General features: G+C 65.7%; 26 protein-coding genes and 2 tRNA genes. 7 read left to right on the top strand and 21 right to left on the bottom strand.

Features of this window, described 5'->3' with window-relative positions:
• Positions 1 to 135 precede the first annotated feature (135 nt).
• The 5 genes from ACP7AR_RS02770 to ACP7AR_RS02750 all read right to left on the bottom strand — a co-directional run bounded on the left by ACP7AR_RS02770 (position 136) and on the right by ACP7AR_RS02750 (position 3,661).
• Positions 136 to 783 carry an ATP-dependent Clp protease proteolytic subunit gene (locus ACP7AR_RS02770; RefSeq protein WP_426182458.1) on the bottom strand — a complete coding sequence of 216 codons (648 nt, stop codon included), beginning with the start codon at positions 781 to 783 and terminating at the stop codon, positions 136 to 138.
• 20 nt (positions 784 to 803) lie between these two features.
• Complete coding sequence (locus ACP7AR_RS02765; protein WP_426182455.1) at positions 804 to 1,400, bottom strand: ATP-dependent Clp protease proteolytic subunit; 597 nt, start codon at positions 1,398 to 1,400, stop codon at positions 804 to 806.
• An 80-nt stretch (positions 1,401 to 1,480) separates the two neighbouring features.
• Positions 1,481 to 1,975 (bottom strand): tetratricopeptide repeat protein, encoded by a 495-nt coding sequence (locus tag ACP7AR_RS02760; protein ID WP_426182453.1) that lies wholly within the window; start codon positions 1,973 to 1,975, stop codon positions 1,481 to 1,483.
• Between the two features lie 67 nt (positions 1,976 to 2,042).
• Complete coding sequence (gene tig, locus ACP7AR_RS02755) at positions 2,043 to 3,524, bottom strand: trigger factor (protein ID WP_426182451.1); 1,482 nt, start codon at positions 3,522 to 3,524, stop codon at positions 2,043 to 2,045.
• Between the two features lie 60 nt (positions 3,525 to 3,584).
• Positions 3,585 to 3,661 (bottom strand) — tRNA-Pro (locus tag ACP7AR_RS02750).
• Positions 3,662 to 3,769: 108 nt separating this feature from the next.
• Here ACP7AR_RS02750 and ACP7AR_RS02745 point away from each other — a divergent pair.
• A tRNA-Gly gene (locus ACP7AR_RS02745) sits at positions 3,770 to 3,843 on the top strand.
• A gap of 19 nt (positions 3,844 to 3,862) precedes the next feature.
• Entirely contained in the window at positions 3,863 to 5,074 is a 1,212-nt protein-coding gene (locus ACP7AR_RS02740) for a hypothetical protein (RefSeq protein WP_426182449.1), read from the top strand.
• Between the two features lie 87 nt (positions 5,075 to 5,161).
• On the opposite strand, the gene ACP7AR_RS02735 is transcribed toward ACP7AR_RS02740, so the two are convergent.
• The 11 genes from ACP7AR_RS02735 to ACP7AR_RS02685 all read right to left on the bottom strand — a co-directional run bounded on the left by ACP7AR_RS02735 (position 5,162) and on the right by ACP7AR_RS02685 (position 17,088).
• Positions 5,162 to 5,518 carry an RNA polymerase-binding protein RbpA gene (locus tag ACP7AR_RS02735; RefSeq protein WP_426182447.1) on the bottom strand — a complete coding sequence of 119 codons (357 nt, stop codon included), beginning with the start codon at positions 5,516 to 5,518 and terminating at the stop codon, positions 5,162 to 5,164.
• Between the two features lie 2 nt (positions 5,519 to 5,520).
• Complete coding sequence (secG, locus tag ACP7AR_RS02730; RefSeq protein ID WP_033107536.1) at positions 5,521 to 5,769, bottom strand: preprotein translocase subunit SecG; 249 nt, start codon at positions 5,767 to 5,769, stop codon at positions 5,521 to 5,523.
• An 80-nt stretch (positions 5,770 to 5,849) separates the two neighbouring features.
• Entirely contained in the window at positions 5,850 to 6,668 is an 819-nt protein-coding gene (gene tpiA / locus ACP7AR_RS02725) for a triose-phosphate isomerase (RefSeq protein ID WP_426182445.1), read from the bottom strand.
• Positions 6,653 to 7,873 (bottom strand): phosphoglycerate kinase, encoded by a 1,221-nt coding sequence (locus ACP7AR_RS02720; protein ID WP_426182442.1) that lies wholly within the window; start codon positions 7,871 to 7,873, stop codon positions 6,653 to 6,655. Before ACP7AR_RS02720 ends, tpiA begins: the two co-directional genes overlap by 16 nt.
• A 7-nt stretch (positions 7,874 to 7,880) precedes the next feature.
• Positions 7,881 to 8,891, bottom strand: a complete 1,011-nt coding sequence (gap, locus tag ACP7AR_RS02715) for a type I glyceraldehyde-3-phosphate dehydrogenase (protein WP_426182439.1) — start codon at positions 8,889 to 8,891, stop codon at positions 7,881 to 7,883.
• A 103-nt stretch (positions 8,892 to 8,994) separates the two neighbouring features.
• Positions 8,995 to 9,621 (bottom strand): superoxide dismutase, encoded by a 627-nt coding sequence (locus ACP7AR_RS02710; protein ID WP_188437394.1) that lies wholly within the window; start codon positions 9,619 to 9,621, stop codon positions 8,995 to 8,997.
• Positions 9,622 to 9,783: 162 nt separating this feature from the next.
• Positions 9,784 to 10,761 (bottom strand): DNA-binding protein WhiA, encoded by a 978-nt coding sequence (whiA, locus tag ACP7AR_RS02705; protein ID WP_426182436.1) that lies wholly within the window; start codon positions 10,759 to 10,761, stop codon positions 9,784 to 9,786.
• 70 nt (positions 10,762 to 10,831) lie between these two features.
• A complete protein-coding gene (gene rapZ / locus ACP7AR_RS02700; protein ID WP_426182434.1) occupies positions 10,832 to 11,704 on the bottom strand; it encodes an RNase adapter RapZ in 873 nt (290 codons plus the stop codon).
• 29 nt (positions 11,705 to 11,733) lie between these two features.
• On the bottom strand, positions 11,734 to 13,680 hold the full coding sequence (uvrC, locus tag ACP7AR_RS02695) for an excinuclease ABC subunit UvrC (protein WP_426182432.1): 1,947 nt from the start codon (positions 13,678 to 13,680) through the stop codon (positions 11,734 to 11,736).
• Positions 13,680 to 16,568 carry an excinuclease ABC subunit UvrA gene (gene uvrA, locus ACP7AR_RS02690; RefSeq protein WP_426182430.1) on the bottom strand — a complete coding sequence of 963 codons (2,889 nt, stop codon included), beginning with the start codon at positions 16,566 to 16,568 and terminating at the stop codon, positions 13,680 to 13,682. The genes uvrC and uvrA overlap by 1 nt, the downstream gene beginning before the upstream one ends.
• Before the next feature lie 58 nt (positions 16,569 to 16,626).
• Positions 16,627 to 17,088: a MarR family winged helix-turn-helix transcriptional regulator gene (locus ACP7AR_RS02685; protein WP_426182428.1), complete on the bottom strand. Its 462-nt coding sequence runs from the start codon at positions 17,086 to 17,088 to the stop codon at positions 16,627 to 16,629.
• A gap of 45 nt (positions 17,089 to 17,133) precedes the next feature.
• Here ACP7AR_RS02685 and ACP7AR_RS02680 point away from each other — a divergent pair, with 45 nt between their 5' ends.
• Positions 17,134 to 17,376, top strand: a complete 243-nt coding sequence (locus ACP7AR_RS02680) for a hypothetical protein (RefSeq protein ID WP_426182425.1) — start codon at positions 17,134 to 17,136, stop codon at positions 17,374 to 17,376.
• A gap of 31 nt (positions 17,377 to 17,407) precedes the next feature.
• On the opposite strand, the gene ACP7AR_RS02675 is transcribed toward ACP7AR_RS02680, so the two are convergent.
• Positions 17,408 to 17,743 carry a TfoX/Sxy family protein gene (locus tag ACP7AR_RS02675; RefSeq protein ID WP_426182423.1) on the bottom strand — a complete coding sequence of 112 codons (336 nt, stop codon included), beginning with the start codon at positions 17,741 to 17,743 and terminating at the stop codon, positions 17,408 to 17,410.
• Positions 17,744 to 17,751: 8 nt separating this feature from the next.
• The gene (gene uvrB, locus ACP7AR_RS02670; RefSeq protein ID WP_426182421.1) at positions 17,752 to 19,827 is read right to left on the bottom strand and encodes an excinuclease ABC subunit UvrB; all 2,076 of its coding nucleotides are present in this window, start codon (positions 19,825 to 19,827) and stop codon (positions 17,752 to 17,754) included.
• Positions 19,828 to 19,916: 89 nt separating this feature from the next.
• Between uvrB and ACP7AR_RS02665 the strand changes: the two genes are divergently transcribed.
• Positions 19,917 to 20,519 carry a DUF4126 domain-containing protein gene (locus ACP7AR_RS02665; RefSeq protein WP_426182419.1) on the top strand — a complete coding sequence of 201 codons (603 nt, stop codon included), beginning with the start codon at positions 19,917 to 19,919 and terminating at the stop codon, positions 20,517 to 20,519.
• Here the strand turns inward: ACP7AR_RS02665 and ACP7AR_RS02660 are convergent.
• Genes ACP7AR_RS02660 through coaE form a run of 3 tightly spaced genes read right to left on the bottom strand, consistent with a single transcriptional unit; the run spans position 20,504 to position 23,125 of the window.
• A complete protein-coding gene (locus ACP7AR_RS02660) occupies positions 20,504 to 21,295 on the bottom strand; it encodes a GNAT family N-acetyltransferase (RefSeq protein ID WP_426182416.1) in 792 nt (263 codons plus the stop codon). The genes ACP7AR_RS02665 and ACP7AR_RS02660 overlap by 16 nt on opposite strands.
• A 10-nt stretch (positions 21,296 to 21,305) precedes the next feature.
• On the bottom strand, positions 21,306 to 22,550 hold the full coding sequence (locus ACP7AR_RS02655; protein ID WP_426182413.1) for an MFS transporter: 1,245 nt from the start codon (positions 22,548 to 22,550) through the stop codon (positions 21,306 to 21,308).
• Positions 22,526 to 23,125, bottom strand: coding sequence for a dephospho-CoA kinase (coaE, locus tag ACP7AR_RS02650; RefSeq protein ID WP_426182410.1), 600 nt, complete (start codon positions 23,123 to 23,125; stop codon positions 22,526 to 22,528). The genes ACP7AR_RS02655 and coaE overlap by 25 nt, the downstream gene beginning before the upstream one ends.
• 116 nt (positions 23,126 to 23,241) lie before the next feature.
• On the opposite strand from coaE, the gene ACP7AR_RS02645 reads away from it, so the two are divergent.
• The 3 genes from ACP7AR_RS02645 to ACP7AR_RS02635 are packed head-to-tail and all read left to right on the top strand — an operon-like array spanning position 23,242 to position 24,877.
• Complete coding sequence (locus ACP7AR_RS02645; protein ID WP_426182407.1) at positions 23,242 to 23,799, top strand: hypothetical protein; 558 nt, start codon at positions 23,242 to 23,244, stop codon at positions 23,797 to 23,799.
• A gap of 29 nt (positions 23,800 to 23,828) precedes the next feature.
• Positions 23,829 to 24,350 carry a signal peptidase I gene (locus tag ACP7AR_RS02640; RefSeq protein ID WP_426182404.1) on the top strand — a complete coding sequence of 174 codons (522 nt, stop codon included), beginning with the start codon at positions 23,829 to 23,831 and terminating at the stop codon, positions 24,348 to 24,350.
• Positions 24,347 to 24,877, top strand: a complete 531-nt coding sequence (locus tag ACP7AR_RS02635) for a hypothetical protein (protein WP_426182401.1) — start codon at positions 24,347 to 24,349, stop codon at positions 24,875 to 24,877. The genes ACP7AR_RS02640 and ACP7AR_RS02635 overlap by 4 nt, the downstream gene beginning before the upstream one ends.
• Positions 24,878 to 24,986 lie beyond the last annotated feature (109 nt).

The following is a 24,986-nucleotide window of genomic DNA, read 5'->3' as shown; positions in this document are numbered from 1 at the left end:
GCCGCGCGGCTGACTGCTCACATGCGCACAACTCGAGCAGAACGCTGCACATCCGCAGCACTCGCGTGATCGCCGCGCCCGGTGCGCACGAAAAAGGGGCTGCAGTCCGAAGACTGCAGCCCCTTTTGGAACCGATTACGAGGAGATGCGCTTACGCGTCGTCAGCACCTGGTCGACGATGCCGTATTCGAGCGCCTCTGCCGCAGACAGGATGTTGTCGCGGTCGATGTCCCGGTTGATCTGCTCGACGGGCTTGCCGGTGTGCGCGGCCATGGTCTCTTCGAGCCATGTGCGCATGCGGAGGATCTCCGCCGCCTGGATCTCGATGTCAGAGGCCTGACCCTGACCCGCTTCGCCCATCGCGGGCTGGTGGATCAGCACTCGGGCGTTCGGCAGCGCGAGACGCTTGCCCGGAGCGCCGGCGGCGAGCAGCACGGATGCTGCAGAAGCCGCCTGACCGAGCACGACCGTCTGGATCTGCGGCGCGACGTACTGCATCGTGTCGTAGATCGCTGTCATCGCAGTGAAGGAGCCACCGGGCGAGTTGATGTACATCGTGATGTCGCGCTCGGCATCCTGGCTCTCCAGAACGAGGAGCTGAGCCATCACGTCATCGGCGGACGCGTCGTCGACCTGCACGCCCAGGAAGATCACGCGGTCCTCGAAGAGCTTGTTGTACGGGTCCTGACGCTTGAACCCGTACGCCGTGCGCTCCTCGAACTGCGGGAGGACGTAGCGGCTGGATGGCAGGTTGCCGGCGGATTGGAAAGTGGGGGTGTACATAGGAGTCCTTTCGAATCCGCTTAGTTGGCGTCCTGGTCGGTTCCGCCGCCGCCGGTCACGTCACTGGCGTGCTCGCGGATGTGGTCGACGAAGCCGTACTCGAGCGCCTCGTCAGCGGTGAACCAGCGATCGCGGTCGCCGTCCTCGTTGATCTGCTCGACTGACTTGCCGGTCTGGCCGGCCGTGATCTCCGCGAGGCGGCGCTTCATCGACAGGATGAGCTGAGCCTGCGTCTGGATGTCGCTCGACGTTCCGCCGAAGCCGCCGTGCGGCTGGTGCAGCAGAACGCGCGCGTTCGGGGTGATGTAGCGCTTGCCCTTGGTGCCGCTCGTGAGCAGCAGCTGTCCCATCGAGGCAGCCATGCCGATGCCGACCGTGACGATGTCGTTCGCGACGTACTGCATCGTGTCGTAGATGGCCATGCCCGCGGTGATGGAGCCACCGGGCGAGTTGATGTAGAGGTAGATGTCCTTCTCTGAGTCCTCTGCGGCGAGAAGAAGAATCTTCGCGCAGATCTCATTGGCGTTATCGTCACGCACCTCCGACCCCAGCCAGATGATGCGGTCCTTCAGCAGCCTGTCGAAGACGCTTGTAGCGACAAGGGGTTCTGCAGCCATTTCAGCTCCTGTTTCCGTGTTCGATGTTTCGAATCTACCGGCGACGACACAGCACGAAGGCCCTGTTCGCCGTCGGCATATCAGGCGTCGCGGTCGCCGATCTCCCGCGCATAGGCGGTCAGCGAACGGTGATAGCGCGGAAGGTGCGGCACGAGCGCGAGCAGCGCAACGGAAAGGGCTTTGTACGGTGCGCCAGAGCTCGCGAGCGACAAGGCGTGGAACGCGGCGATGGCATCGCCGTACGGGGAGCCCGCGGCATCCTGCTGCGCCCTCTCGAGCAGCGCGAGCGCCTCGGCGGTCTCGCCGACGTTCCGCAGTGAACTCGCGAGCTGGATGATCGCCTGCGGCTGATGCTCTGCGTCGAGGCCGAGCGTGAGCGCTCTGCGGTAGTGCGGGATCGCCTCGAGTGGACGCCCTGCCGAATCTCGTGCACCGGCGCGCTCGAACTCGGCTCTCGCGTCGTCAGCACCGCGCTCGGCCGCGATCGCATCGATGCGCGCGATCACCTCGTCATCGACGAGCTCGTTCGCCGCATCCTCCCAGACATCGGCGATGCGATCTTCCCAGTTCTTCATCTCGTCTCCTCAGACGCGAAAGGACGGATGCCGCAGCATCCGCCCTCTCGTCACGATCGCAGTGCGATCACTCAGCCTTGTCGGCAGCCTTCTTGGCCGGGGCCTTCTTCGCAGCCGGCTTCTTGGCGGCGGGCTTCTCGGCGTCGTCGGCCTTCTTGGCCGGAGCCTTCTTCGCGGCGGGCTTCTCAGCGGCGTCGGCGTCGTCAGCCTTCTTCGCCGGAGCCTTCTTGGCCGGCTTCTCCTCGGCGACCGCTTCGGTCTCGTCCTCGTCATCGACGGCGACGAAGCCGGACAGGTCGACGGTCTTGCCGTTGGAGTCGACGACCTTCACCTTGCCGAGCGCGACAGCCAGCGCCTTGTTGCGAGCCACCTCACCGGCGAGCGCGGGGAGCTGGTTCGAGGACTGCAGAGCCTCGACGAACTCCTGGGGAGCCATGCCGTACTGCGCCGCGGACTGGATGATGTACTGGCTGAGCTCTTCCTGCGAGACCTGGACGTCGGCCTGCTCGGCGATCGTGTCGAGCAGCACCTGCGTGCGGAACTGCTTCTCGCTCGCCTCGGTGACCTCTGCGCGGTGCTCGTCGTCCTCGAGGCGGTTCTCGGACTCGAGGTGGTTGTGCACCTCGTCCTCGATGAGCTTCGGCGGCACGGGGATGTCGATCTTCTCGAGAAGGGTCTCGATGAGCTGGTCGCGAGCGGCCGAGCCCTGACCGAAGACGGCCTGCTCGCTCACACGCTCCGCGAGGCTGGCACGCAACTCTGCGATCGTGTCGAACTCGCTCGCGATCTGTGCGAAGTCGTCGTCGGCCTCGGGAAGCTCGCGCTCCTTGACGGCCTTGACGGAGACGGAGACCTCGGCCTCGGAACCGGCGTGGTCTCCCCCGACGAGCTTCGAGTTGAAGGTGGTGTCCTCACCGGCGGTGAGTGACTCGATCGCATCGTCGATGCCTTCGAGCAGCTCACCGGAGCCGACCTCGTACGAGACTCCCTCGGCGCGGTCGATCTCTGCGCCGTCGATCGTGGCGACCAGGTCGAGCTCGACGAAGTCGCCCTTGGCAGCCGGACGGTCGACCGGAATGAGAGTGCCGAAGCGGGCACGCAGAGTGTCGAGCTCGGCGTCGAGCGCTGCTTCGTCGGTCTCGACGGCGTCGACCGTCAGTGTGATGTCATCGAACGAGGGAACTTCGATCTCGGGACGGACATCGACCTCGACCTCGACGATCAGATCGCCGGAGAAGTCCTTCTCGTTCGGCCACTGGGTGATGTCGGCGGACGGACGGCCGACGACGCGCAGCTTCTGCTCGTTGGCAGCCTCGCGGAAGAACTTGTCGAGGCCCTCGTTTACGGCGTGCTCGATGACGGCGCCGCGCCCGATGCGCTGATCGATGATCGGGGCCGGGACCTTGCCCTTGCGGAAGCCGGGGATCTGGACGTCCTGGGCGATGTGCTCGTACGCGTGCGCGACGCTGGGCTTGAGGTCGTCCGGGGTGACCGTGATGGTGAGCTTGGCCCGGGTCGGGGTCAGCTTCTCAACGGTGCTGTTCGCCATGCTTGTGTGTTCTCCTTGTGATTTCCGCGTAACGATGCGGTCGTGAGGTATGGAGGGCCGTGGTCGGGGCGACAGGATTTGAACCTGCGACTTCCCGCTCCCAAAGCGGGCGCTCTACCAAGCTGAGCTACGCCCCGTGACCCCGCGCACGGGAACGGCCTTGACGAGTCTAACGGACAGCAGCTCTCTCATCGTCCGCTATGATTATCAGGTCGGCATCCGCACCCCTCAAAAGGGCGGTTTCCGGGGCTGTAGCTTAGTGGTAAAGCCTCTGTCTTCCAAACAGATGATGCGAGTTCGATTCTCGTCAGCCCCTCCACTTCTCCTCAGGAGGATTCGTGACCGGACCGTCTGCTCCCACTCCAGGCGGCCACGATCTCGGCACGACCTTCGGCGCTCCTGTCGCTGCGGATCAGCCGTCCGCTCCGAGAAAGCGCGGAAAGCGCACAGGTCTGATCTGGACGGGTATCGGTGTCGTGCTGATCGCGGGGATCTGTTCTGGCGTCCAGGTGGGCGCCAATCTCGGTTATGACGATGCCCTCGCCGCCTTCGAGACTGCGGTCGATGATGCCGAGGACAGCGGCGCGCTGCTCGATGATGAACTCGCTGCTCTGGACAGCACACTCACTGTGGCTTCCGCAATCGTGGACACCGCCACCGGATCACTCATGGATGTCGCGTCGAAGGATGCTCTGGTCGCCGCCCTCGATGACGCAAAGGCGACAGCGACAGACGGCGCCACTGTGCGCGAACAGCAACTCCCGTCCTCCGGGGAGAAACCCACCTGGGCCTGGGAGCTGTTCGGCGAGACGACACAGTTGAACGCGGACGCAGGCGCCGCCGGAGACCTCGTCTCCGACTTCGATGATGCAGGAGATGCGGCCGGTGACGCGGCAGATGCGGTCGAAGACGCGGGTGCTGCGGCGATCGCGTCGGCGGCGGATGCCGCCGCCGGGTTCGAAGCCGCGCACGTCTCGGCGCGAAACCTCGACATCATCGCCCTGCGGACGTCCGCTGAGCAGGTGCAGCAGAGTGGCGGGACACTCGATGAGACCGCGGCCGCCGCATACGCCGACCTCGAAGCCGCGGCATCGCAGATGCTGGTGTCGGAGCAGGCCGAGCTCGCAGAGAAGAGCGGAGCGCTCTACGACGCCCGTCTGGAGGTCGAAGCCTTCGCTCGAGGACTCGCCCCTGACGTGCTGCTCGATTTCGACTGGTCCGAGCTCGTCAACGGGTACGGATACGCCGACAGCATGGGCGGCTACGCCACCTGGTGGTACGACGATCCGGGCTACGCGACCATCGAACTGTCGAATTCGGTCGCCGCCTACTGGCCCAGCGCGCGCAGCCAGGCACTCGTCGCACACGAGGTCGGCCATACGATCAGCGTCAAGTGCGATGGCATGTACGACGACTCGACGCAGGCGAGCATCGAAGCGTGGGCCACTGCCTGGGCGATCAGCATGGGCTACACGGACGCGGCCAACGGCACCTCCGCCTACGGTCCTCCCCCGCAGTCGCTGATCGATACAGCCGCCGGGTGCCGCTGAGCCAAGCGTGCGACCATCGCGAGACACACGAAAGCCGCCACGACAGGCGGGTCGCGGCGGCTTTCACCGTTTTTCAGAACGCGCAGATCAGGACTGCCCGCGGCGCTCGCGCAGCTGGGCGAGCGCGTCGTCGAGAAGCTGCGAGGCCTCATCGTCCGTACGGCGTTCCTTCACATACGCGAGGTGCGTCTTGTAGGGCTCGTTCTTGGCCAGCGCCGGCGGGTTCGCCTTGTCGCGGCCGGCGGGAAGCCCGGACTGCGGGTGATCGATCGTGTCCGGGATCTCCTCTTCGGGGAGCCCGGCGGCAAAGTATCGGACCGTCTCGTTTCCGAGTCCGTCCCAGTACGACACCGCGATGCGGTCAGCGTGGTAGCCGTGGTCCTGCTCGCCCATCGGGCCGGAGCCCACACGCGTTCCGCGGATCGCGTTTCCTCCACTTGCCATGGTCAGATCACCTCGAGCTTCGTGATGAGTCCGAGCGCGACGATGGAGATGAACCACACGAGCGCAAGGACGATGGTGAACCGGTTGAGGTTTCGCTCTGCGAGACCGGACGAGCCGACCGCAGAGGTCATCCCACCGCCGAACATGTCGGACAGGCCGCCACCGCGGCCCTTGTGGAGAAGGATGAGGAGTGTCAGCAGGACGCTGGTGATGCCCAGCAGAACCTGAAGGACGAACTCAAGAATTGCCACGAAGAAGAGCCTTTCGAAGGGGCTGTCTGCCCGTAAGGGTCAAGTATACGCAGTGACGGGGCCGCAGCCCCGTCACATGCTCACACTCCGACGTGCTTTTCGAACCGGATGATCGCGGCGAAGTCGTCGACGACGAGGCTCGCCCCGCCGACCAGCGCACCGTCCACATCGGGCTCGCGCATGAAGCTGGCGATGTTGGCCGCCTTCACCGATCCGCCGTAGAGGACGCGGGTGCGGGCAGCCGCATCCTCATCGAGTGTCTTCGCCAGAACGCCGCGAAGCGCGGCGCAGACGTCCTGCGCCTGCTGAGGAGTCGCCGCCTGGCCCGAGCCGATGGCCCACACCGGCTCGTAGGCGACGACGATGTCTGCGGATGCCGGAACACCCTTCAGCGCCGCCTCCAACTGGCCGGCGGGCACGGCGCTCGCACCGAACTTCTCCAGGTCCTCGGCCGTCTCGCCCACGCAGATCACGGGAACGAGGCCGTGCTTGAGCGCTGCCTGCACCTTGCCGGCCACGACATCGTCCGACTCGGCGTGGTACTCACGACGCTCCGAGTGGCCGATGATGACGTACTTGGCGTCGAGTTTCGCGAGGAACGCACCGGAGATCTCCCCGGTGTACGCACCGGAGTCGTGCGCCGAGACGTCCTGCGCACCGAGCGCGAACGGGATCTTGTCCGCGTCGATCAACGTCTGCACGCTGCGGATGTCGGTGAACGGCGGGAAGACCGCCACCTCGACAGAGCCGTCCTCGTGCTTGGCGTCCTTGAGCGCCCAATGCAGCTTCTGCACGAATGCGACCGCCTGCAGGTGGTCGAGATTCATCTTCCAGTTGCCCGCGATCAGCGGGGTACGGGTCCTGTTCTGCGGAGCAGACGAGATCATGCTGTTGCCCATCCGAGCACCTCCAGGCCGGGTAGCTTCTTGCCCTCGAGGAACTCGAGGCTTGCGCCTCCGCCCGTCGAGATGTGACCGAACTGGTCATCAGCGAAGCCGAGCTGACGCACGGCGGCCGCTGAGTCACCGCCGCCGACGACTCCGAGGCCGTCGACCTCGGTGAGCGCCTGTGCGACGGCCTTGGTTCCTGCGGCGAACGCCGGGAACTCGAACACGCCCATGGGACCGTTCCAGAACACGGTCTTCGACCCACGGATCGCCTCGGCGAATGCCTGAGCGGTGTCCGGCCCGATGTCGAGTCCGATACCGGATGCTCCGAACGACGTCTGCTCGATGGCATCCGCGGCCGTCACCTCGTGCGCAGCATCCGCTGAGAACGACGCCGCGACGACCACATCGGTGGGCAGCACGATCTCGACTCCGCGCTCGACGGCTTCCTTCAGGTAGCCGCGCACAGTGTCGAGCTGGTCTTCTTCGAGGAGGCTGGAGCCGACGGCGTGCCCCTGGGCCTTGAGGAAGGTGAACAGCATCCCTCCGCCGACGAGGATCCGGTCGACGCGTGGCAGCAGGTGCGAGATCACGCCGAGCTTGTCGCTGACCTTGGATCCGCCGAGAACGACCGTGTACGGCCGCTCCGGGTTCTCGGTGAGGCGGTCCAGCACATCGAGCTCCGTGGCGATCAGCAGCCCTGCCGCAGACGGCAGGATCTCGGCGAGGTCGTAGACACTCGCCTGCTTGCGATGTACGACGCCGAAGCCGTCGGAGACGAGCGCATCGCCCAGCTCCGCGAGTTCGGCGGCGAACGCCTGACGCTCTGCGTCATCCTTCGCCGTCTCCCCCGCGTTGAAACGGAGGTTCTCAAGCACGACGACGCCGCCGTCCTCAACAGACGCCACCGCTTCCTTCGCCGATTCGCCGACAGTGTCTCGTGCGAATGCGACGGGTTTGCCGAGCAGCTCCGAGAGTCGCTGGGCGACCGGCTCGAGACTGTACTGCGGGTCGGGCGCCCCATCGGGGCGGCCCAGGTGCGAGCACACGATCACACGTGCACCCGCATTGATCAGGGCGTTGAGAGTCGGCAGCGAAGCGCGCACACGCCCATCGTCCGTTATGACGCCGTCCTTCAGGGGGACGTTCAGGTCACAACGGACGATGACGCGCTTGCCTTCGAGCGAACCCAGCGAATCCAGGGTGCGCAGAGTCATGACGAGCTCAGATGCGCTCTGCGACGTACTCGGTGAGGTCGACGAGACGGTTGGAGTAGCCCCACTCGTTGTCGTACCAGCTGGAGACCTTCACCAGGTTGCCGCTGACGTTCGTCAACGTCGAGTCGAAGATCGACGAGTGCTGGTTGTGCTGGATGTCGCTGGAGACGATCGGGTCCGCGTTGAACTGCAGGTAGCCGGCGAGGCTTCCCTCGGCTGCGGCCTTGCGGTAAGCCTCGTTGATCTCATCGACCGTGAGGTCGGTGCGCTCGGTGACGAGCGTCAGGTCGACGATGGAACCGGTGGGAACCGGAACGCGGTAGGAAGAGCCGCTGAGCTTGCCCTCCAGCTCCGGAAGGACCAGGCCGATGGCCTTCGCCGCACCGGTGGAGGCGGGGACGATGTTGATCGCCGCAGCGCGAGCGCGGTGCAGGTCGCTGTGCGGGCCGTCCTGAAGGTTCTGGTCGGCGGTGTAGGCGTGCGCGGTCATCATGAAGCCGCGCTCGATGCCGAAGGCGTCGTTGAACACCTTGGCGAGCGGGGCGAGCGCGTTCGTCGTGCACGACGCGTTCGAGATGATGTGGTGGTTGGCCGCGTCGTAAGTCTCCTCGTTCACGCCCATGACGAACGTGCCGTCAGCACCGGTGGCCGGAGCCGAGATGAGGACCTTCTTCGCGCCGGCATCGATGTGCTTCTTGGCGAGCTCGGCCTTGGTGAAGAAGCCGGTCGACTCGATGACGATGTCGACACCCAGCTCACCCCAGGGGAGGTTGGCAGGGTCCCGCTCGGCGAACGCCTTGATCTGCTTGCCGTTGACCGTGATGCTGTCGTCGTCGAAGCTGATGTCGGCGTCCAGGACGCCGCCCACGGAGTCGTACTTCAGCAGGTGCGCAAGCGACTTGTTGTCGGTGAGGTCGTTGACCGCGACGATCTCAAGGTCTGCTCCCTGCGCAAGAGCTGCGCGGAAGTAGTTGCGTCCGATACGGCCGAAGCCGTTGATGCCGATCTTTACAGACACTCAGGTCTCCTGTGTTTCTCGTGCGCTTTCGCGCGTTATCAATAGAGAATTCGTGGACGACGGCGTCCCGACGGGGTGTTGTCCGTCGGGACGCCCGTCTTGGTTACGACAGTACCAGCAGGCCGTTCGTCTGCTTGCGGGCGACGTCGAGACGCTGGGCGACGTTCTGCCAGTCGGCGATGTTCCACACAGCCTTGACGTAGTCGGCCTTGACGTTGAGGTAGTCGAGGTAGAAGGCGTGCTCCCACATGTCGAGCTGGAAGATCGGGATCGTGCCCTGCGCGGTGTTGGACTGCTGGTCGAACAGCTGCTGGATGATCAGGCGCTGGCCGATCGAGTCCCAGCTCAGCACCGCCCATCCGGAGCCCTGGATTCCGGTCGCCGCTGCGGTGAAGTGCGCCTGGAACTTCTCGAACGAACCGAAGTACTCGTCGATCGCTGCCTGCAGCTCGCCCTCGGGCTGACCGCCGCCGTTCGGGGAGAGGTTGGTCCAGAAGATCGAGTGATTGACGTGGCCGCCGAGGTTGAACGCGAGGTCCTTCTCGAGCTTGTTCACGTTCGCGAGGTTGCCACTGTCGCGGGCCTCTGCAAGGCCCTCCAGTGCTGCGTTCGCGCCGGTCACATACGCCTGGTGATGCTTGTCATGGTGCAGTTCCATGATCTTTCCGCTGATGTGCGGCTCGAGGGCTGCGAAGTCGTAGGGAAGGTCGGGGAGCGTGTAGATCGCCATGTCGCTTTCATCCAATCCGCGCCGCGCCGCGGCGCTTGTCGGTCCTCCGCATCACCCGTTTGCGGTGCGGAGCAGACTTTTTCATCCTACTGACGTCAACCGCGCACCGGTGCGGATCCTTCCGTCCGTGACGGGAAATGTCTGCGAACGCGAGGGGGCTGATCAGACGTCGAGCCCAGCGGGCACGGCATCCTCCGTGCTGGGAACGCCCTCCTGCTGCGCGCGCTTGTCCGCCATGGCGAGCAGCCGGCGGATGCGACCTGCCACAGCATCCTTCGTGAGAGGCGGATCAGCGTGGTGACCGAGTTCGTCGAGGCTCGCATCGCGGTGCGCGAGGCGCAGTTCGCCGGCGACGCGCAGGTGGTCTGGCACATCGTCGGCGAGTATCTCGAGAGCGCGTTCGACGCGCGCGCATGCGGCGACGGCTGCCTGCGCGGAACGACGAAGGTTGGCGTCGTCGAAGTTCACGAGGCGGTTCACGCCGGCGCGCACCTCACGGCGCTGACGCATCTCCTCCCATGCGGCTGCCGTCTTCTGCGCACCCATCTGGCTGAGAATCGAACGGATCGCTTCGCCCTCGCGAACCACCACGCGCGGCAGACCGCGTACTTCGCGGGCCTTGGCGGCGACACCGAGCCGGTGAGCTGCGCCGACCAGAGCCATTGCGGCCTCGGATGTCGGGCAGGAGACCTCGAGCATGGCAGAGCGTCCGGGCTCTGAGAGCGAGCCGGCGGCGAGGAACGCACCGCGCCAGAGGCCGGCGATCTCCTCGCGGGATCCGGTGGTGAGCCTGTTGGGGAGTCCACGAACCGGACGGCGTCGCTGATCGAGCAGACCCGTCTGGCGCGCGAGGGTCTCCCCGGCTGCGATCACTCGCACCGCGTAGCGTGCCCCGTCGTGCGAGCTGGCGGACTGCACCTGGGCGATCTCCGGGCGAACCCCGTATATCTCGGCGAGATCGCGGGCAACGCGACGAGCCAGCAGGTCAGCGTCGACCTCGGCCTCGACTGCGACGCGACCGGCGATCGAGTGGAGTCCTCCGGCGAACCGGAGAATTGCGGTGACCTCCGCGACGCGGACCGTCGGGGGTGCGTTGCGGATGCTGACGAGCTCAGCCTTGACGTCGGTGGTTAGTGCCACGGGACTCCTTGTAAAGCGTCATGCGCCGGATCGCGACGCAAAGGAACAGTTTACCGGGCGTCGCGCCGTTCTACTCGCGGCCGAGGTCTCGGTGGCGCACATTGACGGCGACACCGGGAATCGAGGAGAGTCGTTTCGCGAGTTCCTCTGCCGTCGCCACCGAACGGTGCTTGCCTCCTGTGCAGCCGATCGCGACTGTGGAATGCCCTTTGTTCTCGCGCTGGTAGCCCTCGAGCACCGGCACGAGCGCCGCGGCATAGGCATCCAGGAACTCCGTTGCGCCTTCACGCGAGAGCACATAATCGCGAACCGGCGCATCCTGACCCGTGAGACCGCGCAGGTCGTCGTTCCAGAACGGGTTCGGCAGGAAGCGCATGTCGGCGACGAGGTCGACATCGGTGGGCAGACCGTATTTGAACCCGAAGCTCAGGATCGTCAACCGGTGCCGCGCCGCTCCTTCGTCGGAGAACGCCTCGAACACCTGAGTCGCCAGCTGATGGATGTTCAATGACGACGTGTCGATGACGATGTCGGCCGCCTCGCGCACGAGAGTCAGGCGCGAGCGCTCGAGCCTGATGCCATCGAGCAGCGTGCCGTCCTCCTGCAGCGGGTGCGGACGTCTGACCGACTCGAACCGGCGGACCAGGACGTCGTCGGACGCATCGAGGAACACCACGCGCACGCTGCCCCTTGAGCGCAACGCACGCGCCACCTCGGGAAAGTCGTTGAACAGATTGCGGCCACGGACATCGACGACGGCCGCGACCTTCGGTAGTGCTCCCCCGCCGAGATCCGTCAGATCGAGCAACGGGCGCAGCATCTGCGGCGGAAGGTTGTCCACGACGTACCAGCCGAGATCCTCAAGGGCGTTCGCCACGGTGGAACGCCCAGCACCGGACATGCCGGTGACGATGAGGAACTCGTTCTTCTCCTCGACGGACATCGACACTTCCTCTCGCTGTGAACACCAGCCTATCGAGTCGCGAGGTGCGTATGGATGCTCTGAGCGAGAGTGGGCCCGATGCCCGGCACCTGCTGGATGTCCTCCGCACTCGCACCCCGCAGCGCCGTCACGGATCCGAAGTGCTTCAACAACACTTTGATGCGCGAAGCGCCGAGCCCTGGCACCTCATCCAGCACCGTAGTGATGTCGCGCCTGCGGCGCTTTCGCTGGTGGATGATGGCAAAACGGTGCGCCTCGTCGCGCAGGCGCTGAAGCAGATACAGCGCCTCGCTCGTGCGGGGCAGGATGACGGGGAAGTCCTCCCCCGGCAGCCACACCTCCTCCAGCCGCTTGGCGATGCCGCACAGCCCGATCTCGGTGTGACCAGCGTCGCGCAGCGCACGAGCCGCCGCCTCGACCTGGGGCTTTCCACCGTCGACGAGCAGCAACTGGGGCGGGTACGAGAACCGGGGCTTCTTGCGGACGGTGACGACTTCGCCGTCGACGGCGAGCGGATCTGTGCGGACCTCGCCCCCTGACACCTCGATCACCGAGCCCGGCGATGCATCGACGATCGCGGCATCGGCCTCTTCCGGACGGTCCAGGTACGCCAGGCGCCGCATGAGCACCTGGTACATCGAGTCGGTGTCGTCTGTGGTCTCGGCGATGTTGAAGGAGCGGTACTGGTCTTTACGCGGAAGCCCGTCCTCGAACACGACCATGGAGGCGACGACGTTCGTTCCCCCGAGATGCGAGATGTCGAAGCACTCGATGCGCAGCGGTGCCGTCTCGAGACCGAGTGCATCCTGCAGGTCGGTGAGGGCCTGGGTGCGCGCGACATAATCGCTGGTGCGACGGGTCTTGTGGCGGATGAGCGCCTGCGTCGCATTGAGAGTCGCATTCCGCATCAGTTCCGCGCGCTGACCGCGTTGGGCGACGGCGATCTCGACCTTTCGTCCGCGCCGCTCTCGCAGCCACTCCTCGAGTTCAGCGGCATCATCCGGCAGCGACGGCACCAGGATGCGCCGTGGCACATCCACACCTTCGCCGTAGGTGCGCTGCAGCACCTGCTCGACGAGGTCCGCTCCGGAGATGTCGATCTCCTTCTCGATCGTCGTGGCACGCACTCCGCGCACACGGCCGCCGCGGATCACGAAGTGCTGCACCGTCGCCGCCAGCTCGTCCTCGGCGATGCCGAACAGATCGGCGTCCTCGTCGGATGGAAGCACCAGCGAGCTCTTACCCAGTACAGCCTGGATCGATGCGAGTTGGTCGCGATACTTCGCGGCGGCCTCGTAGTCCATCGCGGCGGATGCCGAGAGCATCCGCTTCGTGAGCTCCTTCGTGAAGCGCTCATCGCCTCCGGCCATGAAAGCGACGAAATCGTCGACCATCGCCCGGTGCTCTTCGATCGTCACCTTCATGGAGCACGGGCCACCGCACTTGCCGATCTGGCCGGGGAAGCACGGTCGCCCCGTAGCCATAGCGCGCTTGTAGCTCGCATCGCTGCAGGTGCGGATCGGGAAGGCCTTGATCATCAGGTCGATGGTCTCGTGCACCGCCCACACCTTCGGATACGGCCCGAAGTACCGCGCCCGAGGGATCTTGCGATTGCGGGTGACGAGCACGCGTGGCGCCTCATCCCCCAGTGTGACCGCCATGAACGGGTATGACTTGTCGTCCTTGTAGCGCACGTTGAACGGCGGATCGTACTCCTTGATCCACATGTACTCCAGCTGCAGGGAGTCGACGTCGGTGGGGACGACCGTCCACTCCACGGACGAGGCGGTGGTGACCATCCGCCTGGTTCGTTCGTGAAGCGTGCGCAGCGGCGCGAAGTAGTTCGACAGCCGCTGGCGCAGGTTCTTGGCCTTGCCCACGTACAGCACGCGACCCTCGGCGTCGCGGAAGCGATACACCCCCGGATCCGTGGGGATCTCGCCCTGCGTGGGCTTGTACGGCAGGACGTCGGCCATCAGCTGGCCTTCCGCGCCCCGCGTCCCGCACCGAGGATCTCGCCGAGGAACATGCCGGTGTGGCTCTCCTCGACGCGCGCGATCTGCTCCGGCGTGCCGGTCGCGAGGATCTCGCCGCCACCGGAGCCGCCCTCCGGTCCGAGGTCGATGACCCAGTCCGCGGATTTGATGACATCGAGGTTGTGCTCGATCACGATCACGGTGTTGCCCTTGTCCACCAGGCCGTTCAGCACCTCGAGGAGCTTGCGGACGTCTTCGAAGTGCAGACCGGTGGTCGGCTCGTCGAGAACATAGATGCTGCGGCCATTGCTGCGACGCTGAAGCTCGGTGGCGAGCTTGACGCGCTGCGCCTCACCACCGGAGAGCGTCGTCGCCGACTGGCCGAGTCGCACGTATCCGAGGCCGACGTCGACGAGCGTCTTCATGTACCGGTGGATCGCCTGGATCGGCTCGAAGAACTCTGCGGCCTCCACGATCGGCATCTCGAGCACCTCGGCGATGTTCTTGCCCTTGTAGTGCACCGCGAGGGTGTCGCGGTTGTATCGCTTGCCGTGGCAGACCTCGCAGTCGACGTAGACGTCGGGCAAGAAGTTCATCTCGATCTTGATCGTGCCGTCACCCGAGCATGCGTCGCAGCGACCGCCCTTGACGTTGAAGCTGAATCGGCCGGGCTGGTAGCCGCGCACCTTCGCCTCCGGCGTCTCGCTGAACAGGGTGCGGATGCGGTCGAAGACACCGGTGTAGGTCGCGGGGTTCGATCGTGGAGTACGACCGATGGGCGCCTGGTCGACGTGCACGACCTTGTCGAGGTTGTCGAGCCCGGTGACGCGGGTGTGCTTTCCTGCGAGCGTGCGCGCGCCGTTGAGCTTGGACGCGAGCACGCGGTAGAGGATGTCGTTGACCAGCGACGACTTGCCGGAGCCGCTCACGCCGGTGACTGCGGTGAGCACGCCGAGGGGGAACTCCGCGGTGACGTTGCGCAGGTTGTTCGCCCTGGCGCCGACCACGCTCAGCATGCGCTTCTTGTCGATCTTGCGGCGCTTCTTCGGGGTCGGTATCTCTCGGCGCCCCGCGAGGTAGTCGGCCGTCATCGAATCGGTCTCGGTGAGCAGCGCCGAATACGGACCGGAGTGCACGACTGAACCGCCGTTGACGCCGGCACCTGGACCGATGTCGACGACCCAGTCGGCGGCCTCGATCGTCTCCTCGTCGTGCTCGACGACGATCAGGGTGTTGCCGAGGTCGCGCAGCGTCTGCAGCGTCTGGATGAGGCGGCGGTTGTCACGCTGGTGCAGGCCGATCGACGGCTCGTCCAGCACGTAGAGCACGCCAGTGAGCCCGGAACCGATCTGGGTCGCGAGCCTGATCCGCTGAGCCTCTCCACCGGAGAGCGAACCGGCGGCACGGCTGAGGTTCAGGTACGCGAGACCCACCTGCAACAGGAAGTCGAGGCGGAGCCGGATCTCACGCAGCACCTGGGCCGCGATCTTCGCTTCGCGCTCGGTGAGTGTCAGCGTCTCCATGAAGCCGCGGGCATCGGCGAGGCTGAGGTGCGAGACCTCGGCGATCGAGTGACCGTGCACCTTGACTGCGAGCACCTCGGGCTTGAGGCGATTGCCGTCGCACGCGGGGCACGGCACCTCCCGGAGGTACTCGGCCCACCGCGCCCGCTGGTTGTCGCTCTCGGCCTGCGCGTACTGACGCTCGATGTAGGGCACCACACCCTCGAAGCCGGAGGCGTACCGCATCTCACGGCCATAGCGGTTCTTCCACTTGACCGTGACTTTGTAGTTGTCACCGCGCAGGATCGCGTCCTGCACGTCGACACGCAGGTCTTTCCACGGGGTGTCGAGGTCGAACTTGAGGTCGCGGGCGAGCCCCTCGAGCAGTCGCTCGTAATACTGGAAGAGTCCCTTGCCCTGCGTCGTCCACGGGATGATGGCGCCCTCGCGGATCGAGAGCTCTTCATCGTCGAGCATCAGATCGACGTCGACCGACATGCGCGTGCCGAGGCCGGAGCACGTCGGGCAGGCGCCGAACGGCGCGTTGAACGAGAAGGTGCGGGGCTCGATCTCGGTCAGCGTGATCGCATGCCCGTTGGGGCACGCGAGCTTCTCGGAGTACGACTGCCACGCATCGTCGCCCTCTTCGTCGACGAAGTTGACCTGCACGACGCCGCCGGCGAGGCCGAGCGCCGTCTCGACCGAGTCGGTGACCCGCCCGAGGATGTCATCGGATGCCACGAGCCGGTCGACGACGACCGCGATGTCGTGCTTGTAGCTCTTCTTCAGCTTCGGCGGCTCGGCCAGCTGGATGAGATCGCCGTCCACGATCGCACGTGAGTACCCCTTGGCGCCGAGCTCGCGGAACAGATCGACGAACTCGCCCTTCTTCTGCGAGATGATCGGCGCGACGATCTGGTAGCGGGTTCGCTCTGGCAGTTCCATGAGCTGATCGGCGATCTGCTGCACCGTCTGGCGCTGGATCTTCTCTCCGCACTCAGGACAGTGCGGAATGCCGATGCGCGCCCACAGCAGACGCATGTAGTCGTAGATCTCGGTGATCGTGCCGACGGTCGACCGCGGATTGCGGTTCGTCGACTTCTGGTCGATCGAGACCGCAGGGCTCAGTCCCTCGATGAAATCGACGTCCGGACGATCCACCTGGCCGAGGAACTGCCGCGCATACGCACTCAGCGATTCGACGTAGCGACGCTGGCCTTCGGCGAAGATCGTGTCGAACGCGAGGCTCGACTTCCCGGACCCGGACAGGCCGGTGAACACGACCATCGAGTCGCGCGGGATGTCGATGTCGACGTTCTTGAGATTGTGTACGCGGGCACCGCGAACACTGAGTTTGCTGGGGGTGGCAACGGGGACAATGGGCACCGGACAAGTCTACGAGGGGCCACAGACATCGGCTCTGTGTCCATGCTCAGGAACGGTCTCAGCCGCGCTCTGCCCGCATCTCGCCGATCGGAGCGCGACCTGCGAATGGGGACAACCCGTCGCGCAGCGTCGCCACCTGCTGGATGTCCATGTGCACGGCCGCCATGACCTGGTGAGGAACGTCGAGCGCCCGCTGCCGAAGCTGTTGTCCGGATGGCGTCAGGCGGATGTCGAGGCGACGCTCATCCTCGCTGCTGCGCTCTCGTGCGATCAAGCCCTCCTTCTCGAGGCGCTTGACCAACGGCGACGCCGTCGCAGGATCAAGCGCCAGCTCTGCAGCGAGGTCGTTGAGCGTGCGAGGCGACCGCTCCCAGAGCGCCAGCATCACCAGATACTGCGGGTGTGTGAGTCCGAGCGGCTCAAGGATCGGACGATAGATCGCCACGACATTGCGTGCTGCCGTCACGAGGGCGAAGCACAGCTGGTTCTCGAGCTTGAGGAGGTCGTCCGAATCGGTCACAACCCGATTATACAGATTGGGCTAATCATTAGTACACTAATGAACATGACGAACAGTTCTGACCGAGTGCCGCTCCGCACACGCATCCGCGAAGCGGGTGGGCTGTATCGCTGGTTCAACAAGAACCTCATCCGCCTCGCCGGTCCGGCCGCCGTCGGCCCGTACGAGGCCACTCCTCCACCGACGGCCTCTCAGCGAGCCGAGCGGGCGTGCCCACTGTGCGGTCATCCCATGACTGAACACGAGATCGACCGGTCCGGCCCGAAACCTCTCATGCACTGCCCCTGACCGGCCCCTGAGCTGGTTCGACCGCCGAACTCTAATCCCCTGCACTCTCCCGTGCAGCGTCGATCCACGACATCAGCGCATCATCGCCCTCGATCACCGACGGTGCCACGTCCAACCAACTCGGGCCCATCGTCTTCGCACCCATCACGGCGACTGAGACGCCAGGCTCGGCCAGCAGCGCAGCGCCCTTCTCCTCAGCGACCCGCACGAGGAGCACACCTTCTTTGCGGGTGCCCACGAGGATCCGCCCGTTCAGCAAGAACGCGCGCGTACCGAACATGCGCTTCTCCTCGAGCCCTGGCTCTGACATCAGCAGCGCTCGAACCCGATCGGCGAGTTCAGTGGCAGCAGCATCCATGCTCGACATCACCGCCCTTATGCGTGCCCCGCGCGCTCCATGGCGCGCAGCTCTTTCTTGAGATCCTGCACCTCGTCGCGAAGTCGACCGGCGAGCTCGAACTTCAGCTCGGCCGCCGCCGCGAGCATCTGATCGGACAGATCCTTGATCATGTCCTCCAACTGCTCCGCGCCCTCAGCCGCGATCCCCTCTCGACGCAGCTGAGGCGTCGGGCTCTTTCCGCGACCGGACTTCGTCCTGTTCTTGCTTCGAAGCAGATCTTCGGTGTCAGACGCCTCGCGTGCCAGAACGTCGGTGATGTCGGCGATCCTCTTGCGCAGCGGCTGCGGGTCGATGCCGCGTTCCTTGTTGTACGCGACCTGCTTCTCGCGACGACGATCGGTCTCCTCGATCGCCTTCGCCATCGAGTCGGTCATCTTGTCGGCGTACATGTGCACTTGGCCGGACACGTTTCGGGCGGCACGTCCGATCGTCTGGATGAGGGATGTCCCCGAACGAAGGAACCCCTCCTTGTCAGCGTCGAGGATCGCGACGAGAGACACCTCAGGGAGATCGAGCCCCTCGCGCAGCAGGTTGATGCCGACGAGCACGTCGTACACGCCGGAGCGGAGTTCGCTGAGCAGCTCGACGCGCCGCAGCGTATCGACGTCGGAGTGCAGGTACCGCACTCGCACTCCGTGCTCGCCGAGGAAGTCGGTGAGCTCTTCCGCCATCTTCTTCGTCAGCGTCGTGACGAGCACCCGCTCGTCCCGCCCTGCTCGCAGGCGGATCTCCTCCAGCAGATCGTCGATCTGCCCCTTTGACGGCTTGACGATGATCTCCGGGTCGACGAGGCCGGTCGGGCGGATGATCTGCTCGACGATACCGTCGGCGATGCCCATCTCGTACTTGCCCGGCGTCGCCGAAAGGTACACGGTCTGACCGATGCGGTTCTTGAACTCGTCGAACCGCAGCGGCCGGTTGTCCATCGCGCTGGGCAGGCGGAAGCCGTGGTCGACCAGAGTGCGCTTGCGCGAGGCGTCGCCCTCGTACATGGCGCCGATCTGCGGCACGGTCACGTGCGACTCGTCGATCACCATGAGGAAGTCATCGGGGAAGAAGTCAAGAAGCGTGTGCGGCGGCTCGCCAGGCGCACGGCCGTCCATATGACGCGAGTAGTTCTCGATGCCGGAGCAGAATCCGAGTTGCTGGAGCATCTCGAGATCGAATGTGGTCCGCATGCGAAGCCTCTGCGCCTCGAGCAGTTTGCCCTGGCGCTCGAACTCCTTGAGGCGTTCGGCGAGCTCGTGTTCGATCGTGCCGATGGCTCGCTGCACGACATCCGTGCCGGCGACGTAGTGTGATGCGGGGAAGATCGGAACCGCGTCGAGCTTCTCGATGACGTCGCCTGTGAGCGGATGCAGCGTGTAGAGCGCTTCGATCTCGTCGCCGAACAGCTCGATGCGGATCGCGTGCTCTTCGTAGACCGGAATGATCTCGATGGTGTCGCCCCGCACCCGGAAGTTGCCGCGCGAGAAGTCGACGTCGTTGCGGTTGTACTGCATGGCGATGAACTGGCGGATCAGCGCATCGCGGTCGTAACGCTCCCCCACCTGCAGCGCGACCATCGCGCGCAGATACTCCTCGGGCGCACCGAGACCGTAGATGCAGGACACGGTGGAGACCACGATCACGTCGCGACGAGAGAGCAGCGAGTTGGTCGTGGAGTGACGCAGACGCTCGACCTCTGCGTTGACCGAGGAGTCCTTCTCGATGAAGGTGTCGGTCTGCGGGACGTACGCCTCCGGCTGGTAGTAGTCGTAGTACGAGACGAAGTACTCCACCGCGTTGTTCGGCATGAGCTCTCTGAACTCGTTCGCCAACTGAGCGGCGAGGGTCTTGTTGTGCGCGAGCACGAGGGTCGGTCGCTGTACCTGCTCGACCAGCCAGGCCGTCGTCGCGGACTTTCCGGTACCGGTCGCACCGAGCAGGACGACGTCGGTCTCGCCGGCGTTGATGCGCGACGCGAGTTCGGCGATCGCCTGCGGCTGATCGCCGGCCGGCTCGTACTCGCTGATCACCTCGAAGGGACGGACGCTGCGCGTGGGTTGCATGGTTCCAGCGTATGCGGCCCCTCGGACATCGGGGTCGCGGGCCATGCGTACGGGCCCGCGTCGAGAAATCGACGCCTTATAGTGGGGCCGTGATCGAGTTCCTGATCGGCTCCAGCCTTGCGGCTTCGGCAGGGCTCAACGCCTGGATGCCGCTGTTCCTGCTCGGTCTCGCCGACCGCTTTCTTCCGGCCGTGAGTCTTCCATCCGGCTGGTCGTGGATCTCGAGCGACATCGCCCTGTGGGTGCTCGGCGTCCTGCTGCTGCTGGAGATCGTCGCCGACAAGATCCCCGCGCTCGACTCGATCAACGACATCGTCCAGAGCGTGCTGCGGCCGGCCTCCGGTGGGATCGTGTTCGGCGCGGGTGCGAGCTCGCAGACGGTCGCCGTCGACGATCCCTCGTCCTTCTTCTCCGAGAACACCTGGGTGCCGATCGTCACCGGCATCGTGATCGCGCTGGTGGTGCACATCGTCAAGGCCAGCGCGCGGGTGGCTGCGAACACCGTCACCGGCGGACTCGCGGCGCCGGTGCTGAGCACAGCCGAGGACGGAGCCTCCTTCCTGCTCGCCGCGCTCGCCATCATCGTTCCCGTGCTCGCGAGCCTTCTTCTGATCGGCCTGATCGTCGCGGTCGTGCTGTTCTTCCGACGACGTCGTGGCCGGAGGCGATCAGCGGCTCAGGTCGACGGCTGACGGCGGATGTACGGCGTGGTGGTGGACACCTTGACCAGTCCTGATCGCTCGAGGATCGGTCGTGACAGCTCGGTGCAATCCGCATTCAGATACTTCTTCCCCTGGAGCAGCGCAGAACGTGCCCGGCGGGCTGTCAGCCCACGATAGGTGCCGCGGCCACGCCACTGCTGCAGGGTCGCTCCGCCCCACAGCCCCGCGAAATCCGTGTCGGCGACCGGCTCGAGGCGTCCAGCGCTCACGACGTCACCGTCCACAAGCGCGATCCACAGCCCGATGTCGGAGCCTGCCGACCACTCGGCGACGGTCGCCTGTGCGCGCGCCTCCCAGCCCGGATCGGCGAAGACAGTGCCCTGCATCTTCTCCATCGCCCAGATCTCTGCCTCGTCGCGCACCTGCCGGATCTCCACTCCGGCAGGCATCGGCGATGCCTGAGCAAGCAGCGCGGCTTCCCCGATCATGATCGATTCCGATTCCTCCGGCGCGAAGCCGCGGGAGACGAGAGCCTCGTGCAGACCCGGCGCGACATCGTGCGCCCTCGTCTTCCATTCGATGTCCTCGACATCTGAGCGGGCTCCGAAGTGTTCCAGCGCCGCGTCGACGAGTTCAGCGATCCCGGCCTCGTCGGCGCCGTCGAGGGATTCGTAGGTGACGAATCCGTGCCCGCCGGGAAAGAGAGCGAACCACAACGGGCCGTGCCGCCCGGTGTTCGATACGCGCAACATCTCCGAGGAGGTGCGCAGTTGAGAGTCGTAGGCGTCGAGGAGGGTGTGCTGCACGGACTCGAGTCTAGGCATCCGTCATCCGGTCCGAACGCAGCAGAGCCGTCGCGATGAGTGCGGCGGGAGCTCCCATGGCGATCACGCCCCCGAGGAACCATTCCCAGCCGGCCTGACCGAACACGATTCCCAGCGCCCACCCGAACAGGCTCGAGCCGGCGTAGTACGCGAAGTAGTACAGCGAGGGCGCCTGCGCACGGCTCTCCGGATCAGCGAGTACGGGCGCCCAGCTCGATGCGATGGCGTGCGCTCCGAAGAAGCCGCCGGTGAACATGACAAGACCGATGAGGATGACGATCGGCGACGGCACGTACATCAGGGCCGCCCCGGCCCCGAACAGCCCGATCGCCGCGAGCAGCACGCGGCGACGTCCGTACCTCACGGCCAGCGCCCCTGCCCTTGGTGACGACACCGTACCGGCCAGGTAGGCGAGGAACAGCAGGGTCACCAACCAGACCGGCAGGAGGAACGGCGGCGCGATCAGGTGGAAGCCCAGGTAGTTGTACACCGCGACGAACGCACCCATGAGAAGGAAGCCCTGCGCGTACAGCGCCAGCAGCCGGGGTGAGCGCAGCGCACGGATGAGGCGTGCGAACATGCCCGGTCCGGCATCCGTTCGCATCCGTCCCGGGACGAACCGCCGCGCTCGCGGCACGAGCCGGAGGAACAGGATTGCGGCGACGGCGCAGACAGCCGTGACGCTCCAGACGCCGACGCGCCAATCGAACGCCTCCGCCACAGGTCCCGCTAGTAGACGCCCGGAGAGTCCGCCCACGGTGGTCCCCGCCGTATAACTGCCGGCGGCTGCCGCGACATGCCGCGCGTGCACCTCTTCACTGAGGTATGCCAGCGCCACCGCTGGCACGGCGCCGAGCGCGAGTCCCTCGCCGAGGCGCAGTGCCAGCAGCACGGTGATCTCAGTGCTCAGCGGTGCCGCGAGCCCGAAGGACGTCGCGGCGATGATGCCGATCGCCATCGCAGGGATCCGACCGATGCGATCCGCGACGAGGGACCACGGGATGACGGCTACCGCGATCCCGAGGGTCGCGGCGGAGACCGTCAAGGCCGCCGTCGCCGCCGGTACTTCCAGATCGGCGGCGACCTGCGGCAGAACCGCCTGCAGGGAGTAGAGCTGAGCGAACGTCGCGACACCGGCGAAGAACAACCCTGCGATCAGCCGTCGGTACGACCGCGTCCGAGGAATATGTCCCGCGAAGAGATCGTCCGCATTCACTCTTCCGTCAGACGCTGCCACAGCGCGTCCACCTGCTGCTCAGTGTGCTCGAGCGAGCCGGCGGTGTCGACCACGACATCCGCGATCGCGAGCCGCTTCTCGTCCGCCACCTGGGCGTCGATGCGGTTCTGTGCCTCCCGAGGCTCCATCCCGCGCAGTTCGATCAGGCGGCGCAGGCGCTCTTCGGCCGGTGCGTGCGCGACGACGATGGTGTCCCACGGGTCGTCGACGCGCGCCTCGACGAGCAGCGGTACGTCGTACACGACCACGGCGTGCGGGTCCTCGGCGAACGCCACCTCGAATCGGCGCTGCGACTCGCGACGCACAGCGGGGTGCACGATGCCGTTCAACCGGGCGAGGGCCTCCGGATCGGAGAACACGCGCGCACCGAGGACAGCGCGATCCAGCGCCCCGGATGAGTCGAGCACCTCGTCACCGAACGCCGTAGCGATCTCCCGCAGCACCGGAGATTCGGGCGACTGCACGTCGCGGACGATCTGATCCGCATCGACCACCACCGCACCGAGCGACTCAAGACGGCGGGCGATCGTGGACTTTCCGGAGGCTATTCCCCCGGTCAGCGCGATGAGAGGCATATGAATCAGTCTGCCATGTCGTCTGCGTTCGCTCCGGACGAGATCTTCGACAGAACCTCAGGCGTTGCTGAGCCGGACTTGGGTGGGGGCTGAGGTCCTCTTCATAACCTCAGAGCATGACATCGAACACCACGGAGAACACCACGGAGAACGCCCCCACGCAGGAGCGCCGCAAACGCCACCCCCTCGTCGCTTTCGGCCTGGCTGCCCTCGCCATCGGCGGCGTCGGCGCGGCCATCACCAGCGCCGCGTGGACGGACAACACCCTGTTCGCCGCACCCGCCGCGGCCGCGACCTTCGACCTTCAAGGCTCGCTCGACGGCAAGACCTGGGCGCAGTCGGACACGGCCGACACCCTCGAGCTGGTCATCCCCGCGAGCAAGTTCGTCGACCTGCTGCCAGGACAGACTCGCACGATCGACCTCTGGGTGCGCAACGAGAGCACCGTCAACGCCGCTCTCACCTCGCAGGTGGCATTCGGTGCGAGCACCACATTCACCACGAAGCCGACGCCTGCGCTGGCCGGCCTCGTCGCGACCCTCACTCCGACCGGCACCACCGGCGCGCAGGACCAGTTCCAGCTCACCGTCACCACACCCGCTGACTGGGCGCCGACGAACCAGGGCAAGTCCGGCACCATGGTCGTGACCGTCTCTGCGACCGCGACCTCCTGATCCTGTCCGCTGACTGAAGAAAGACGACGATGATGCAGACCGTGCGCCGCCTCTCCTTCATCATGCTCTGGCTGCTTGCCGCGGTGGGAGCCGCGTGCGGCCTGGTATGGGGCGCGAGCGCGGCAGGGGTCATCAAACCCCTGGTCGTGATCTCGGGTTCGATGGAACCGGGAATCATGACCGGCGATCTCATCATCGATACCCGTGTCTCCGCTGATGCCCTGAATGTCGGCGACGTGATCAGTGTGCCGAGTGACCTCACCGGCGACCTCGTGACGCACCGCATCGAAGCCATCGAACCCGATGGTCACGGCGGATTCATGGTCACCATGAAGGGTGACAACAATGCGTTCTCGGATGCACTGGATTACGCCGTCTCAGGCGACGTCTGGCAGCCGTCTCTGCAGCTGTCCGGCTGGGGCACCGCCATCATGCGGATGACGACTCCCGCTGTCGCGCTGCCACTGCTGGTGGGGCTTCTCGGACTGCTGGGGCTCACGATGTTGACACCCAACGCCGATCGACCCGCCCCGAAACTGGCTGTGGCGTGAGGGGATCACGCCTCCTCGCCGTCGCACTCGCTCTCCTGATCGGCGGCACGCTGGGGATCGTTGCCGCCGGTCAGGGACCTCTCGAGAGCACCTCCGCAGCCTGGGCTGATCGGACCAGTGTGTCAGCGGTCGTGAAGGCCGGCACCTGGTCGACGCCCTCCGTGAGCACCTGCGTCGCTTACGGACCCAACGGCAAGGCCCTCAACGGGTGCGTCGTGAGCGGCATCACCTACAACAATTGGGGAACCCCTGGAGCTCAGACGCGGAACTACTACATCAACTTCCAGACTCCTCAGGGGACGCGCTCGGTGAGCTTCGACGTCGATCTGACGACAGCGACCGGCAACGCCTCCTCCTGGTCCTGGAGTACCGCGAGGGTGCTGAGCGGAGCCCAGTTCACGCCGCGTGATGGCTGGAACTGCTCTCAACTCCCGCGCGTGCGCGGCACGGGAGTCGACTGGCAGACGACGACGATCTACTTCCAGGCGGTCGAGCGTCTGGGCAGCACGCCGGCGATGTGCTCGTGATCGACGCCTCTGGGTACGGCAGCGTTCATGCCGGGTGAAGCGTTCGCGAGAATCTTCTGCGATATCATCACCGAAGCTCCGCTCCCCGCAGCTCGACCCGCTACCGGCG

Origin of the sequence: Microbacterium sp. TWP3-1-2b2, assembly GCF_049896145.1 — a bacterium.
In the GTDB taxonomy this organism is placed as follows: domain Bacteria; phylum Actinomycetota; class Actinomycetes; order Actinomycetales; family Microbacteriaceae; genus Microbacterium.
This window is presented reverse-complemented; position numbering and strand designations above follow the sequence as displayed.